General features: G+C 65.6%; 21 protein-coding genes. 4 read left to right on the forward strand and 17 right to left on the reverse strand.

Annotated features, from left to right (window positions below):
• The first annotated feature begins 1 nt into the window (after position 1).
• Positions 2 to 406 (forward strand): thioredoxin fold domain-containing protein, encoded by a 405-nt coding sequence (locus JNX00_RS20950; RefSeq protein ID WP_070401246.1) that lies wholly within the window; start codon positions 2 to 4, stop codon positions 404 to 406.
• A 7-nt stretch (positions 407 to 413) separates the two neighbouring features.
• On the opposite strand, the gene JNX00_RS20955 is transcribed toward JNX00_RS20950, so the two are convergent.
• Positions 414 to 1,118 (reverse strand): DUF4197 domain-containing protein, encoded by a 705-nt coding sequence (locus JNX00_RS20955; protein WP_204743592.1) that lies wholly within the window; start codon positions 1,116 to 1,118, stop codon positions 414 to 416.
• Positions 1,119 to 1,185: 67 nt separating this feature from the next.
• Between JNX00_RS20955 and JNX00_RS20960 the strand changes: the two genes are divergently transcribed.
• Positions 1,186 to 1,701, forward strand: a complete 516-nt coding sequence (locus JNX00_RS20960) for a TlpA disulfide reductase family protein (protein WP_239478200.1) — start codon at positions 1,186 to 1,188, stop codon at positions 1,699 to 1,701.
• 72 nt (positions 1,702 to 1,773) lie between these two features.
• Here the strand turns inward: JNX00_RS20960 and JNX00_RS20965 are convergent, their stop codons facing one another.
• Positions 1,774 to 2,226 carry a cytochrome c gene (locus JNX00_RS20965; protein WP_204743594.1) on the reverse strand — a complete coding sequence of 151 codons (453 nt, stop codon included), beginning with the start codon at positions 2,224 to 2,226 and terminating at the stop codon, positions 1,774 to 1,776.
• Positions 2,227 to 2,362: 136 nt separating this feature from the next.
• Here JNX00_RS20965 and JNX00_RS20970 point away from each other — a divergent pair, with 136 nt between their 5' ends.
• Positions 2,363 to 3,031, forward strand: a complete 669-nt coding sequence (locus JNX00_RS20970; RefSeq protein ID WP_070401250.1) for a cytochrome b/b6 domain-containing protein — start codon at positions 2,363 to 2,365, stop codon at positions 3,029 to 3,031.
• Between the two features lie 102 nt (positions 3,032 to 3,133).
• Positions 3,134 to 3,631 (forward strand): GNAT family N-acetyltransferase, encoded by a 498-nt coding sequence (locus JNX00_RS20975; protein ID WP_070401251.1) that lies wholly within the window; start codon positions 3,134 to 3,136, stop codon positions 3,629 to 3,631.
• Position 3,632: 1 nt separating this feature from the next.
• Here the strand turns inward: JNX00_RS20975 and JNX00_RS20980 are convergent, their stop codons facing one another.
• The 15 genes from JNX00_RS20980 to rpsG all read right to left on the reverse strand — a co-directional run bounded on the left by JNX00_RS20980 (position 3,633) and on the right by rpsG (position 13,650).
• The gene (locus JNX00_RS20980) at positions 3,633 to 4,142 is read right to left on the reverse strand and encodes a peroxiredoxin (RefSeq protein WP_204743595.1); all 510 of its coding nucleotides are present in this window, start codon (positions 4,140 to 4,142) and stop codon (positions 3,633 to 3,635) included.
• Between the two features lie 94 nt (positions 4,143 to 4,236).
• Positions 4,237 to 4,506 (reverse strand): 30S ribosomal protein S17, encoded by a 270-nt coding sequence (rpsQ, locus tag JNX00_RS20985; RefSeq protein ID WP_070401253.1) that lies wholly within the window; start codon positions 4,504 to 4,506, stop codon positions 4,237 to 4,239.
• Between the two features lie 10 nt (positions 4,507 to 4,516).
• Positions 4,517 to 4,717: a 50S ribosomal protein L29 gene (rpmC, locus tag JNX00_RS20990; protein ID WP_070401254.1), complete on the reverse strand. Its 201-nt coding sequence runs from the start codon at positions 4,715 to 4,717 to the stop codon at positions 4,517 to 4,519.
• A gap of 16 nt (positions 4,718 to 4,733) precedes the next feature.
• On the reverse strand, positions 4,734 to 5,150 hold the full coding sequence (gene rplP, locus JNX00_RS20995) for a 50S ribosomal protein L16 (RefSeq protein WP_070401255.1): 417 nt from the start codon (positions 5,148 to 5,150) through the stop codon (positions 4,734 to 4,736).
• A 2-nt stretch (positions 5,151 to 5,152) separates the two neighbouring features.
• Positions 5,153 to 6,031, reverse strand: coding sequence for a 30S ribosomal protein S3 (gene rpsC, locus JNX00_RS21000; protein ID WP_070401256.1), 879 nt, complete (start codon positions 6,029 to 6,031; stop codon positions 5,153 to 5,155).
• A gap of 13 nt (positions 6,032 to 6,044) precedes the next feature.
• Positions 6,045 to 6,380 carry a 50S ribosomal protein L22 gene (rplV, locus tag JNX00_RS21005; RefSeq protein WP_009519300.1) on the reverse strand — a complete coding sequence of 112 codons (336 nt, stop codon included), beginning with the start codon at positions 6,378 to 6,380 and terminating at the stop codon, positions 6,045 to 6,047.
• Between the two features lie 9 nt (positions 6,381 to 6,389).
• A complete protein-coding gene (rpsS, locus tag JNX00_RS21010) occupies positions 6,390 to 6,665 on the reverse strand; it encodes a 30S ribosomal protein S19 (protein WP_070401257.1) in 276 nt (91 codons plus the stop codon).
• Between the two features lie 12 nt (positions 6,666 to 6,677).
• Positions 6,678 to 7,502: a 50S ribosomal protein L2 gene (gene rplB, locus JNX00_RS21015; protein ID WP_070401258.1), complete on the reverse strand. Its 825-nt coding sequence runs from the start codon at positions 7,500 to 7,502 to the stop codon at positions 6,678 to 6,680.
• A 2-nt stretch (positions 7,503 to 7,504) separates the two neighbouring features.
• The gene (gene rplW, locus JNX00_RS21020; RefSeq protein ID WP_070401259.1) at positions 7,505 to 7,819 is read right to left on the reverse strand and encodes a 50S ribosomal protein L23; all 315 of its coding nucleotides are present in this window, start codon (positions 7,817 to 7,819) and stop codon (positions 7,505 to 7,507) included.
• The gene (gene rplD, locus JNX00_RS21025) at positions 7,816 to 8,439 is read right to left on the reverse strand and encodes a 50S ribosomal protein L4 (protein ID WP_070401260.1); all 624 of its coding nucleotides are present in this window, start codon (positions 8,437 to 8,439) and stop codon (positions 7,816 to 7,818) included. Before rplD ends, rplW begins: the two co-directional genes overlap by 4 nt.
• On the reverse strand, positions 8,439 to 9,113 hold the full coding sequence (gene rplC / locus JNX00_RS21030) for a 50S ribosomal protein L3 (protein WP_070401261.1): 675 nt from the start codon (positions 9,111 to 9,113) through the stop codon (positions 8,439 to 8,441). Before rplC ends, rplD begins: the two co-directional genes overlap by 1 nt.
• Before the next feature lie 196 nt (positions 9,114 to 9,309).
• Positions 9,310 to 9,627, reverse strand: a complete 318-nt coding sequence (gene rpsJ, locus JNX00_RS21035; RefSeq protein WP_204743596.1) for a 30S ribosomal protein S10 — start codon at positions 9,625 to 9,627, stop codon at positions 9,310 to 9,312.
• 12 nt (positions 9,628 to 9,639) lie between these two features.
• Positions 9,640 to 10,830, reverse strand: a complete 1,191-nt coding sequence (tuf, locus tag JNX00_RS21040) for an elongation factor Tu (RefSeq protein ID WP_204743597.1) — start codon at positions 10,828 to 10,830, stop codon at positions 9,640 to 9,642.
• Positions 10,831 to 10,987: 157 nt separating this feature from the next.
• A complete protein-coding gene (gene fusA, locus JNX00_RS21045) occupies positions 10,988 to 13,090 on the reverse strand; it encodes an elongation factor G (protein WP_070400837.1) in 2,103 nt (700 codons plus the stop codon).
• An 89-nt stretch (positions 13,091 to 13,179) separates the two neighbouring features.
• Positions 13,180 to 13,650: a 30S ribosomal protein S7 gene (gene rpsG / locus JNX00_RS21050; RefSeq protein ID WP_070400838.1), complete on the reverse strand. Its 471-nt coding sequence runs from the start codon at positions 13,648 to 13,650 to the stop codon at positions 13,180 to 13,182.
• Between the last annotated feature and the right edge of the window lie 49 nt (positions 13,651 to 13,699).

Consider the following 13,699-nt stretch of genomic DNA (forward strand, 5'->3'; position numbering starts at 1 on the left):
CATGGCCTACCAACCCCTGCCCACCCCAAAATCGCTGCGCGCCGCGGCCGACGCCACGGCCGCGCGCGGCGAACCCCTGGTCGTGATGATCACGCTGCGCGGCTGCGTCTATTGCGAGCTGGTGCGCAACAGCTACCTGCACCCGCTCATGCGCGAGGGCCGGCTGATCGCCGTGCAGCTCGACTTGCAGGACAAGGCCACCGCCATCCAGGACTTCGGCGGCCGCACCACCACGCCGGCCGCCCTGGCCGAGGAATGGCGGGTGCGCCTGACGCCCACGGTCTTCTTCTTCGGCCCCGAGGGCCGCGAACTGGCCGAGCGGCTGGAGGGCGTGACCTCCACCGACTTCTATGGCAGCTACCTGGACGAGCGGCTGGAGTCCGCGCGAAAAGCCCTCAAACGATAGCGCCCACTCACTTCAAGGAGCCGAACACCTTCTTGAGAATGTCGCTGCCCGTGCCCACCGGGTCCTGGCGGATCTTGCGCTCCTCCTCGCCGATGATGGTGTAGAGGCCGTCGAGCGACTTGCCGGTGACGTAGCGCTCGATGTTCGCGTCCTCCTTTTTCACCAGCCCGAAGCCGGAGGCTTTCTCGGCCACGCGGTTGTAGCTGCGCGCCAGGCCCACCTTCTGGGTGGTTTTCGTGACCACGGGCAAGAATTTTTCGCCCAGCGGGGCGCGCGTCTTGTCGGCGAAGAAACGGGTGACGGAGTCGTCGCCGCCCGTCAGGATGTTCTTGGCGTCGGTCACGCTCATGGACTTTACCGCGCCGACCAGCAGGTCCTTGCCCAGGGGCACCGCCTGCTCGGCGGCACGGTTCATGCCGGTGATGAGCTCGTCCACCCGCTTGCCCTGGCCAGCGAAGCTGAGCAGCTTGGCCGCGTCTTCCAGATAACCGGGCAGGGGAATCCGAACTTTCGGGTTGCCGAGGAATCCATCCGTCTTGCCCAGCAAAGCCACGGCGGCCAGCGCGCCTTTTTCGAGCGCGGTGCGAATGCCGGCCGCGGCGTCCTTGTCCGTCAGGTCCGACAGGGACAATGCCCAGGCCTGGCGCTGGGCGGCGACAATCAGCAATCCCACGCTGCCCAGGGACAGGCGATGAAACTGGCGGCGTTGCATGTGGGTGCTCCCTCACGTTGATCCGAGGCGGGCACTGTAGATGGTGAAGCAGGAAATGACAAACCCGATGACCAAGAGGCCCGAACCGAACCGCCGCCAGGTGTTGGGCGCGGGCCTGGCGCTGGGCGCCACCGGCGTGTTCGGCCTGAGCGGCTGCGCGGGCCGCGAGGCCGCGCCGGATTCCACCTTCGTGCTGCTCGACGGCAGCCAGGCCCGCACGGCCGACCTGCAGGGCAAGGTCACCCTGGTGAACTTCTGGGCCACCACCTGCGTGACCTGCGTGAAGGAAATGCCCGCGCTCGTGGCCACCCACCAGAAATACGCGTCGCGCGGCTACGAGACCATGGCCGTGGCCATGAGCTACGACCCGCCGGCCTGGGTGGTGAACTTCGTGCAGTCGCGCCAGCTGCCGTTCAAGGTCGCGCTGGACAACACCGGCGAAATCGCCAAGGCCTGGGGCGACGTGAAGCTCACGCCCACCACCTACCTGCTCGACAAGCAGGGCCGCATCGTCAAGCGCTACGTGGGCGAACCCGAGATGGACGCGCTTCACAAGCTGATCGAGGAACTGCTGGCGGCCTGAGCGCGGCGCGCGGGTCCTCAAGATGAAAGGCCGGGATCCCCCGGCCTTTTTGCTGGGCGCGGGGCGCCGCGCTCAGTTCTTGCGGAAGTCGTCGTGGCAGGCCTTGCAGCTCGCGCCGGCTGCGCCGAAGGCGGCCTTGATCTGGTCCAGGTTGCCGGTCTTGGCGGCCGCGTTCAGCTTGGCAACCTCGCCCATCATCTTCTCGCTCGCCGCCTTGAACTTGGCCTGCTCGGTCCAGACGGCGGGCTCGGCCCGTGTGTCGCCCTTGTCGGTGCCGGGGCCGAAGGCCTCCCAGGGCAGCTTGCTCATGGTCTCCGCGATGGCCGCGCTCTCGGCCGCCACCTTGGCGTCGAAAGGCACACGGCCGTTGGCCATGGCGCCGACCCGGCCGAAGTGCGCGGCCAGCACCGTGAACGAGGCCTTGCGGTACTTCACGGCGTCCTCGGGTTTCTGGAACTGGGCCATGGCCGGGGCGGCCAGGGCGCTGGCGGCCAGCGCCAGGACGAGCGGAGCGACTGTCTTCATTGAATCTCCTGTGGGGATGTTGAACGCCGGCTCTGCAGGCCGGCGCTCGCTGAGGTTGCCACGACGGGTAAAGTTCCGTTGAACCGATCCGGCATTTCCCGATCCACCGCTCGGTCGTCACCCACGCTTCGCCAACATGCACACCATCCGCATCTGGGACCTGCCCACCCGACTGTTCCACTGGCTGCTCGCGCTCTGCGTGATCGGGCTCATCACCACCGGCACCCTCGGTGGCGCCTGGATGGAGTGGCATCTGCGGCTGGGCTACGCCGTGCTGGCGCTGCTGCTGTTCCGGCTGGTGTGGGGCTTTCTGGGCGGGCGCTGGTCGCGCTTCGCCAGCTTCGTCTACTCGCCGCGCTCGCTGCTGCGCTACCTGCGTGGTCGCGCGCCCCTGGAGCACACCGCCGGCCACACGCCCCTGGGCGCGCTGTCGGTGTTCGCCCTGCTGCTGGCCCTGGCGGCCCAGGTGGGCAGCGGCCTCATGAGCGACGACGAGATCGCCACCTTCGGGCCGCTGGCGCGCTTCGTCTCGGGCGAGACGGTCTCGGCCGCCACCGGCTTCCACAAGGACGTGGGCCAGTACCTGGTGATCGGCCTGCTGGTGCTGCACCTGCTGGCCATCGCCTGGTACCTGTTCGTGAAGCGCCAGCCACTGGTCCAACCCATGCTGAAGGGAGACAAGCAGTTGCCCGCGCCCCTGCCGCCCTCGCGCGACGGCCGTTGGGACCGGGCGCTCGCCGGTGCCTTGCTGGGGGTGTGTTCGGCCTTCGTGGCCTGGCTGGTCAGCGTCGGCTACGCGCCCTGACGGCCTGGCCCGCCGCGGCGCTGGCTGGCCCCGCTCGGGCGGATTGACTTATATTGCCGGTTCGCCCTCCCCCTGCGGCCCCGCCGGCCGCCCCCCGAACCCATGCCCGAGACGCCTTCAGCCGCCATTGAACTGCGGCTGGCCGAATCCCCCGACGACATCCTGGCGGTGCGCGCCTTGTTCCTGGACTACCAGGCCTCGCTGGACGTGGACCTGTGCTTCCAGGGCTTCCAGGACGAACTGGCGAAGCTGCCCGGCGACTACGCCCCTCCCGGCGGCGCGCTGCTGCTGGCCCTGGTGGACGGTGCGCCCGCCGGCTGCTGCGCCCTGCGCCCGCTGCCCAGCGCCGACCACCCCGACGCCTGCGAGATGAAGCGCCTGTTCGTGCGCCCCGCCTTTCGCGGCTTCGGCCTGGGGCGGCTGCTGGTCGACCGCATCCTGATGCTCGGACAGATGGGTGGCTACGCCACCATGCTGCTCGACACCCTGTCGGACATGGAGGCGGCGCGCGCGCTCTACCAGGACAGCGGCTTCGTCGAGATCGCGCCGTACTACCACAACCCCTTGCAGGGCGCGCACTACCTCAAGGTCGATCTCTGAATCAGGCCGCCTTGGCCTGGGCCAGCAGCGTGCCGGCATCGCTCACCTCGAACTTGCCCGGCGCCTCGATGTTGAGCGTCTTGACCACGCCGTCCTTCACGAGCATGGAATAGCGGTTGCTGCGCAGGCCCATGCCGCGCGCGGTCAGGTCCAGCGTCAAGCCCGTGGCCTTGGTGTAGTCGGCGCTGCCGTCGCCCAGCATGCGCACCACGCCGGTGGTTTTCTGGTCGCGCGCCCAGGCGCCCATCACGAAGGCATCGTTCACGCTGATGCACCAGATCTCGTCCACGCCGGCGGCCTTGAGGTCGGCCGCCTGCTGCACGAAGCCCGGCACGTGCTTGGCCGAGCAGGTGGGCGTGAAGGCGCCCGGCAGCGCGAAGATGGCGATGGTCTTGCCCGCGGCGGCCGTCTGCACGTCGACCGGGTTCGGGCCGATGCTGCAGCCATTGCCTTCGACCTCGCTGTACTCCATCAGCGTGCCGGCGGGCAGCTTGTCTCCGACCTTGATCATGGTTTCTCCTGTTCGGTTGGGGGCTGAAAACAAAAAAGCGACCGGATTGTCGGTCGCTTTTTTGATGCGCGCTGCGCAGGTCCGGGAAACGGACTCAGACGATGGCGGCTTTCTGCACCAGACGGCTGGCCACCCAGTTCTTGGTCTTGGAAATCGGGCGGCTCTCGGTGATCTCGATCAGGTCACCCAGCTTGTACTCGCCCTTTTCGTCGTGGGCGTGGTACTTGCTGGACTTGATCACGATCTTGTCGTAGATCGGGTGCTTGACGCGGCGCTCGACCAGGACCGTCACGGTCTTGGCGCGCTTGTCGCTCACCACCTTGCCGACCAGGGTGCGCTTGAGGGCGGTTTTGGCTTCGGTCATGGTTGGCTCCTTACTTGGCGGCTGCGCGCTGCTTCTCGGCCAGGATGGTCTTGGCGCGAGCGATGGCACGGCGGGTGTCGCCCAGCGTGGCGGTGTTGTTGAGTTGTTGCGTGGCCTTCTGCATGCGCAGATTGAAGTGGGCCTTCTGCAGCGACTTGATCTCGGCCTCGAGGCCGGCCGCGTCCTTCTGGCGCAGTTCTTCAGTATTCATAACGTGTTCTCCTGAATCACTGGCCCAGCAGGCGCGTCACGAACGTGGTGCGCAGCGGAAGTTTGGCGGCGGCCAGAGCGAAGGCCTCGCGGGCGAGCGCTTCGGGCACACCCACGATTTCGTACAGCACCTTGCCGGGCTGGATCTCGGCCACGTAGTACTCGACCGAACCCTTGCCGTTGCCCATACGGACTTCGGCGGGTTTCTGCGAGATCGGCTTGTCCGGGAACACACGGATCCAGATGCGGCCACCACGCTTGACGTGACGGGAGATCGCGCGGCGCGCGGCCTCGATCTGGCGGGCCGTGATGCGGCCACGGTCGGTGGCTTTCAGGCCGAAGTCGCCGAAGGCAACGGTGGCGCCGCTGGTGGCGACGCCGGTGTTACGGCCCTTCTGCTCCTTGCGGTACTTGCGACGAGCGGGTTGCAACATGTTTATTCTCCTTTGCCGTCCGCAGCTGCAGGTGCGGGTGCGTCTTTGCGTACGCGCTTAACGGCGGGTTTGGAATCACCACCCGTGGCTTCGGCGGGCTTGTCGCTGCCATCGGCCGGGGCGGTGTTGGTGCCACGGCGCACGGCGGCGCGGGCGGTCGGGCCGGCCGGGCGCTCGCTGCGCTCACGGCGCGGACCACGCGGGCGGCGCTCTTCTTCGGCGCGCGGCTCGGCCACCACGGGGGCGTCGTTGCGGCCCAGGGTGTCGCCCTTGTAGACCCACACCTTCACGCCGATGACGCCATAGGTCGTCTTGGCTTCGGAGGTGCCGTAGTCGATGTCGGCGCGCAGGGTGTGCAGGGGCACACGGCCTTCGCGGTACCACTCGGTGCGGGCGATCTCGATGCCGTTCAGGCGACCGGCGCTCATGATCTTGATGCCCTGGGCACCGAGGCGCATGGCGTTCTGCATCGCGCGCTTCATGGCGCGGCGGAACATGATGCGCTTCTCGAGCTGCTGGGTGATCGAGTCGGCGATCAGCTTGGCATCGATTTCGGGCTTGCGCACTTCTTCGATGTTCACAGCCACAGGCACGCCGAGCTTGGCGGCCAGTTCCTTCTTCAGCTTCTCGATGTCCTCGCCCTTCTTGCCGATCACCACGCCCGGACGCGCCGAGTAGATGGTGATGCGGGCGTTCTTGGCGGGGCGCTCGATGACCACGCGCGACACAGCGGCGTTCTTGAGCTTGGCCTTCAGGTACTCACGCACCTTGATGTCTTCGGCCAGCATGCCCGCGAAGTCGCGGTTGCTGGCGTACCAGCGGCTGGCCCAGTTGCGCGAGACGGCCAGGCGGAAGCCGGTCGGGTTGATTTTCTGTCCCATGTTCCTGTGCCTCTCAGTTGCCGACCGTCACGTAGATGTGACACGTGGGTTTGCTGATGCGGTTGCCACGGCCTTTGGCGCGAGCCTCGAACCGTTTGAGCGTCGTGCCTTGTTCGACGTAGATCGTCTTGACGCGCAGCTCGTCGATGTCGGCACCGTCGTTGTGCTCGGCATTGGCGATGGCGGACTCCAGGGCTTTCTTGACGATGCCGGCGGCCTTCTTCTGGGTGAAGGTCAGGATGTTCAGGGCCTGGTCGACCTTCTTGCCGCGAATCAGGTCGGCCACGAGGCGGCCTTTGTCCACCGACAGGCGCACGCCACGGACGACAGAGCGGGTTTCCGTACTCATGGTGGTTCCTTACTTCTTGGCTTTCTTGTCGCCCGGATGCCCCTTGAAGGTGCGCGTCAGGGAGAACTCGCCGAGCTTGTGACCGACCATCTGGTCGGTGATGTACACGGGCACGTGCTGCTTGCCGTTGTGCACGGCGATGGTCAGGCCGATGAACTCGGGCAGGACCATCGAGCGGCGCGACCAGGTCTTGACCGGCTTCTTGTCCTTGGTGGCCTGGGCCTTCTCGACCTTGGCCATCAGGTGGTGGTCCACGAAAGGACCCTTTTTGAGCGAACGAGTCATGTGGTCAACCCCTTACTTCTTGCGACGCGAGACGATCATCGACTGCGTGCGGCGGTTGTTGCGGGTACGGTAACCCTTGGTGAGGTTGCCCCACGGATCCACCGGAGCGCGGCCTTCGCCGGTCTTGCCCTCACCACCACCGTGCGGGTGGTCGATCGGGTTCATCGCGGTGCCGCGAACGGTCGGGCGGATGCCCATGTGGCGCACGGCACCGGCCTTGCCGATCTGGCGCAGGCTGTGCTCGGTGTTGGAGACCTCGCCGATGGTGGCGCGGCAGTCCACGTGGATCTTGCGCACTTCGCCCGAGCGCATGCGCACCTGGGCGTAGATGCCTTCGCGGGCCAGCAGCACGGCCGAGGCACCGGCCGAACGCGCCATCTGCGCGCCCTTGCCGACCTGCAGCTCGATGCAGTGGATCGTCGAACCCACGGGGATGTTGCGGATCGGCAGGGTGTTGCCCACGCGGATCGGCGACTCCGAGCCCGACAGCAGCGTGGCGCCCACCTCGACGCCGCGCGGCGCGATGATGTAGCGGCGCTCGCCGTCGGCGTAGCACAGCAGCGCGATGTGCGCGGTGCGGTTCGGGTCGTACTCGATGCGCTCGACCTTCGCCGGGATGTTGTCCTTGTTGCGGCGGAAGTCGACCACGCGGTAGTGGTGCTTGGCACCACCGCCCTTGTGGCGCGTCGTGATGTGGCCGTTGTTGTTGCGGCCGGCCTTCTGGAACTGGGGCTCCAGCAGCGGCGCGTAACCGGCACCCTTGTGCAGGTTTTCGCGCGTGACCTTCACCATGCCGCGACGGCCTGGCGAGGTCGGTTTCATCTTGATGACAGCCATGATTACGCGGCCTCCCCACCGAAGTTGAGTTCCTGACCGGGCATCAGCGTGACATAGGCCTTGCGCACATGGTCGCGGCGGCCGATGGTCTTGCCAAAGCGCTTGGTCTTGCCCTTCTGGTTCACGACCGACACACCCTTGACCTGCACCTTGAACATCAGCTCAACGGCGGCTTTGATCTCGGGCTTGGTGGCGTCGCGCAGCACCTTGAAGAGCACGGCATTGGATTGTTCGGCGGCCTGGGTGGCCTTCTCGGACACGATCGGTGCCACGAGGACCTGCATCAGGCGACCTTCGTCGAATTGGGCGGTGCTCATGCGAACATCTCCTTGAGCTGGTCGATCGCCGCCTTGGTGACGATCACTTGCTTGTAGTGCACCAGCGACAGCGGGTCGGCGTAACGGGGCTCGACCACCAGCACGTTGACCAGGTTGCGCGAAGCCAGGTACAGGTTCTCGTCGACTTCGTCAGCGATCACGAGCACCGACGACTTCAGGTTCATCGCCTTGAACTTGTCGGCCAGCTGCTTGGTCTTGGGCGAATCGACCTTGATCGACTCGACCACGGACAGACGGCCTTCACGGACCAGCTGCGAGAAGATGGACGCCATGCCGGCGCGGTACATCTTCTTGTTGAGCTTCTGGGTGAAGTTCTCGTCGGGGCTGTTCGGGAAGATGCGACCGCCCCCACGCCACAGCGGCGAGGAGGTCATGCCGGCGCGAGCGCGGCCGGTGCCCTTCTGCTTGAACGGCTTCTTGGTCGAGTGCTTGACCATCTGGCGGTCTTTTTGAGCACGCGTGCCTTGACGGGCGTTCGCCTGGTACGCCACCACGAGCTGGTGGATCAGGGCTTCGTTGTAGTCACGACCAAACACGGTCTCGGGCACGTCCAGCTTGGACGCGGCCTGGCCCTGGTCGTTGAGGAGTTCGACTTGCATCAGTTCGCTCCTTTGGCGGCGCTGGCCTTGACGGCGGGACGCACGGTGACGAAACCGCCCTTGGCACCGGGCACGGCACCACGGATCAGCAGCAGCTGACGGGCTTCGTCGATGCGCACGATGTCGAGGTTCTGGATGGTCTTGGTGACGTCGCCGAGGTGGCCCGTCATCTTCTTGCCCGGGAACACGCGGCCCGGGTCTTGCGCCATGGAGATCGAGCCCGGCACGTTGTGCGAACGGCTGTTGCCGTGCGACGCGCGCTGCGACGCGAAGTTGTGGCGCTTGATGGTGCCCGCGAAGCCCTTGCCGATCGAGGTGCCTTGCACGTCGACCTTCTGGCCTTGCGAGAACAGCTTGTTGACATCGACCACGTCGCCCGGCTTGTACTGGGCGGCAACCTCGGCGGTCACGCGGAATTCGATGATGAGTTCACCGGCTTCGACGCCGGCCTTGGCCAGGTGGCCGGCCACCGGCTTGGTGACGCGGGAGGCGCGGCGCTTGCCGAAGGTGACTTGCAGCGCGTCGTAGCCGTCGTTGGCCTGGGTTTTGACCTGGGTGACGCGGTTGTTCGACACGTCGACCACCGTGACAGGCACTGCGTCCCCGTCATCGGTGAACAGGCGCATCATGCCCACCTTGCGGCCCAACAACCCGAGGGAGTTGCTCAGACTCATTGTTTTCTCCGTTCCCGACTTCAATTGGCCGGGGCTGATGGTGCGCGACCCGAAGGCCGCGCCTGAATGGCAAGCACCAGGGTGCCGACGCCACGAAATATCCGGCCCAAAAGCCGGAAAGCCCGCCAGTATAGCCAGCGGGCTTTCCTTGTGCAAGTCCGCCGGGCGAAAACCCGGCAAACCAGGGCCCCTGGCCTTACTGCAGCTTGATCTCGACGTCCACGCCGGCCGGCAGGTCGAGCTTCATGAGCGCGTCCACCGTCTTGTCGGTCGGGTCCACGATGTCCATCAGGCGCTGATGGGTGCGGATCTCGAGCTGGTCGCGGCTGGTCTTGTTGACGTGCGGCGAACGCAGGATGTCGAAGCGGCGCATGCGCGTCGGCAGGGGCACGGGACCCCGGACGATGGCGCCGGTGCGCTTGGCGGTTTCGACGATCTCGGCGGCCGATGCGTCGATCAGCTGGTAGTCGAAGGCCTTGAGGCGGATGCGGATCTTCTGTTTGGTGGTAGCCATGGACACCGCTCCTTATTCGATGATCTTGGCCACGACGCCGGCGCCGACGGTGCGGCCGCCTTCGCGGATGGCAAAGCGCAGGCCTTCTTCCATGGCGATGGGCGCGATCAGCTTGACGGTGATCGACACGTTGTCGCCGGGCATGACCATCTCCTTGTCCTTGGGCAGCTCGATGGAGCCCGTGACGTCGGTCGTGCGGAAGTAGAACTGCGGACGGTAGTTGTTGAAGAACGGCGTGTGACGGCCACCCTCGTCCTTGCTCAGCACGTACACCTCACCGGTGAAGTGCGTGTGCGGCTTGATCGAGCCGGGCTTGCACAGCACCTGGCCGCGCTGCACTTCCTCGCGCTTGGTGCCGCGCAGCAGGATACCCACGTTGTCGCCCGCCTGGCCCTGGTCCAGCAGCTTGCGGAACATCTCCACGCCCGTGCAGGTGGTCTTTTGCGTGGCCGAGATGCCCACGATCTCGATTTCCTCGCCAACCTTGACCACACCACGCTCGATACGGCCGGTCACCACCGTGCCGCGGCCCGAGATGGAGAACACATCTTCGACCGGCATCAGGAAGGCGCCGTCCACCGCGCGCTCGGGCGTGGGGATGTAGCTGTCCAGCGCCTCGGCCAGGCGCATGATGGCCTGCTCGCCCAGATCGCCCTTGTCGCCCTCGAGCGCCAGCTTGGCCGAGCCCTTGATGATGGGCGTGTCGTCGCCAGGGAAGTCGTACTTGCTCAGCAGCTCGCGCACTTCCATCTCCACCAGCTCGAGCAGCTCGGCGTCGTCGACCATGTCGCACTTGTTCAGGAAGACGATGATGTAGGGCACGCCCACCTGGCGCGCCAACAGGATGTGCTCGCGCGTCTGGGGCATCGGGCCGTCCGCGGCCGAGCACACCAGAATGGCGCCGTCCATCTGGGCCGCACCCGTGATCATGTTCTTGACGTAGTCGGCGTGGCCCGGGCAGTCAACGTGCGCGTAGTGGCGATTGGCCGTCTCGTACTCGACGTGCGCGGTGTTGATCGTGATGCCGCGCGCCTTTTCTTCCGGAGCCGCGTCGATCTGGTCGTAGGCCTTGGCCGCGCCGCCGAACTTGCTCGCCAGCACCGTCGTGATCGCCGCCGTCAGCGTCGTCTTGCCGTGGTCCACGTGCCCGATCGTGCCAACGTTCACGTGCGGCTTGGTCCGCTCGAATTTTTCCTTAGCCATGTCGATTCCTTAAAAAGAACAAAGCCCGTGTGAGGGTTTAAGGTCTGCACGCCACTGCTGGATCGTCCCGCACGGGCACAGGACGGCGTGGCGTCGCAGACCGACTGGATCGGCGGGTGGGCGCGCGAAGCACCCACCCCGTCGAACCGACTTACCTTTACTTCGCGCGCGCGGCCACGATGGCCTCGGACACGTTGCGCGGCGCTTCCGAGTAGTGCTTGAACTCCATCGTGTACGTGGCACGACCCTGCGACATCGAGCGCAGCGTGGTGGAGTAGCCGAACATTTCGGACAGCGGCACCTCGGCCTTGATGGCCTTGCCTCCACCGACCATGTCCTCCATGCCCTGCACCATGCCGCGACGCGACGACAGGTCGCCCATCACGTTGCCGGCGTAGTCCTCGGGCGTCTCGACTTCCACGGCCATCATCGGCTCGAGGATGACCGGGTTGGCCTTCTTGCAGCCTTCCTTGAAGCCGAAGATGGCGGCCATCTTGAAAGCCTGTTCGGACGAGTCCACGTCGTGGTACGAACCGAAATGCAGCGTGACCTTGACGTCCACCACCGGGAAGCCCGCCAGCACGCCGGTGTTGAGGGCTTCGATCACGCCCTTTTCCACCGCCGGGATGTACTCGCGCGGCACCACGCCGCCCTTGATGGCGTCCACGAACTCGAAGCCCTTGCCGGCCTCGTTGGGTTCGATCTTGAACACCACGTGACCGTACTGGCCCTTGCCGCCGGACTGGCGCACGAACTTGCCTTCGGCCTCGTCCACGCTCTTGCGGATGGTCTCGCGGTAGGCCACCTGGGGTTTGCCCACGTTGGCTTCCACGCCGAATTCACGCTTCATGCGGTCGACGATGATCTCCAGGTGCAGCTCGCCCATGCCGGAGATGATGGTCTGGCCCGATTCCTCGTCGGTCTTGACACGGAACGAGGGGTCTTCCGAGGCCAGGCGCTGCAGCGCGATGCCCATCTTTTCCTGGTCGGCCTTGGTCTTGGGTTCCACGGCCTGCGCAATCACGGGCTCGGGGAAGACCATGCGCTCCAGGGTGATGACGGCATCGGGGTCGCACAGCGTCTCGCCCGTGGTCACCTCCTTCAGGCCCACACAGGCGGCGATGTCGCCGGCGCGGATTTCTTCCACTTCCTGGCGGTTGTTGGCGTGCATCTGCACGATACGGCCGATGCGCTCCTTCTTGCCCTTGACCGGGTTGAAGACGGTGTCGCCTTTCTTCAGCACGCCCGAATAGACGCGCACGAAGGTGAGCTGGCCGACGTAGGGGTCGGTCATGAGCTTGAACGCCAGCGCGGACAGCTTCTCGCCGTCGTCGGCCTGGCGGGTCGCGGGCTCTTCCTTCTCGTCGGTACCCGCCACCGGGGGGATGTCCACCGGCGAAGGCAGGAAGTCGATCACGGCGTCGAGCATGCGCTGCACGCCCTTGTTCTTGAAGGCCGTGCCGCACAGCATGGGCTGGATCTCGGTCGAGATGGTGCGCGTGCGCAGGCCCAGCTTGATCTCTTCCTCGGAGAGGTCACCCTCCTCGAGGTACTTGTTCATGAGGTCTTCGCTGGCTTCGGCCGCGGCCTCGACCATCTTCTCGCGCCACTCCTTGGCGGTCTCGACGAGCTCGGCCGGGATGTCGTGGTACTCGAACTTCATGCCCTGCGAGGCCTCGTCCCAGATGATGGCCTTCATCTTGAGCAGGTCGACCACGCCCTTGAAGTTGTCCTCGGCACCGATCGGAATGACGACCGGCACGGGGTTGGCCTTCAGGCGCAGGCGCATCTGGTCATAGACCTTGAAGAAGTTCGCGCCGGTGCGGTCCATCTTGTTGACGAACGCCAGACGCGGCACCTTGTACTTGTTGGCCTGGCGCCAGACGGTTTCCGACTGGGGCTGCACACCACCCACGGCGCAGTACACCATGCACGCGCCGTCGAGCACGCGCATGGAACGCTCCACCTCGATGGTGAAGTCGACGTGGCCGGGGGTGTCGATGATGTTGAAGCGGTGCTCCGGGTAGGACAGGTCCATGCCCTTCCAGAAGCAGGTGGTGGCGGCGGACGTGATCGTGATACCGCGCTCCTGCTCCTGCTCCATCCAGTCCATGGTGGCGGCGCCGTCGTGCACTTCACCGATCTTGTGGTTCACGCCGGTATAGAACAGGATGCGCTCGGTCGTCGTGGTCTTGCCAGCGTCGATGTGCGCGGAAATGCCGATGTTGCGGTAACGCTCAAGGGGCGTGGTGCGGGCCATGGAAATACTCCGGAATGGTTCGAGCCCGCCACCCCTGTAAGGGGCCCGCGGGCTCTCGGGTCAGGTTGATCGGAAAGATAAGGTCCGAATCAGAAGCGGAAATGGCTGAAGGCCTTGTTGGCCTCGGCCATGCGGTGCACTTCGTCGCGGCGCTTCATCGCGCCGCCACGGCCTTCGGTGGCCTCGATCAGCTCGTTGGCCAGGCGCAGGGCCATGGATTTTTCGCTGCGCTTCTTGGCCGCTTCCTTGATCCAGCGCATCGACAGCGCCAGACGGCGCACCGGGCGCACTTCAACGGGCACCTGGTAGTTGGCGCCACCCACGCGGCGGCTCTTCACCTCCACCATGGGCTTGACGTTGTTGATGGCCGTCGAGAAGATTTCGAGCGGGTCCTTGCCCGACTTCTTCTCGATCTGCTCAAACGCACCGTAGATGATGCGCTCGGCCACGGCCTTCTTGCCGCCTTGCATGATCACGTTCATGAACTTGGCGACTTCGACGTTGCCGAACTTCGGGTCCGGCAGGATTTCACGTTTAGGGACTTCGCGACGACGTGGCATGTTTCACCTCTTGCTTCAGTTGATGTCCGGACGTCCTTCTTGATCCAGA

The organism is Hydrogenophaga sp. YM1 (genome assembly GCF_016903055.1).
Taxonomy (GTDB): Bacteria; Pseudomonadota; Gammaproteobacteria; order Burkholderiales; family Burkholderiaceae_C; genus Hydrogenophaga; species Hydrogenophaga borbori.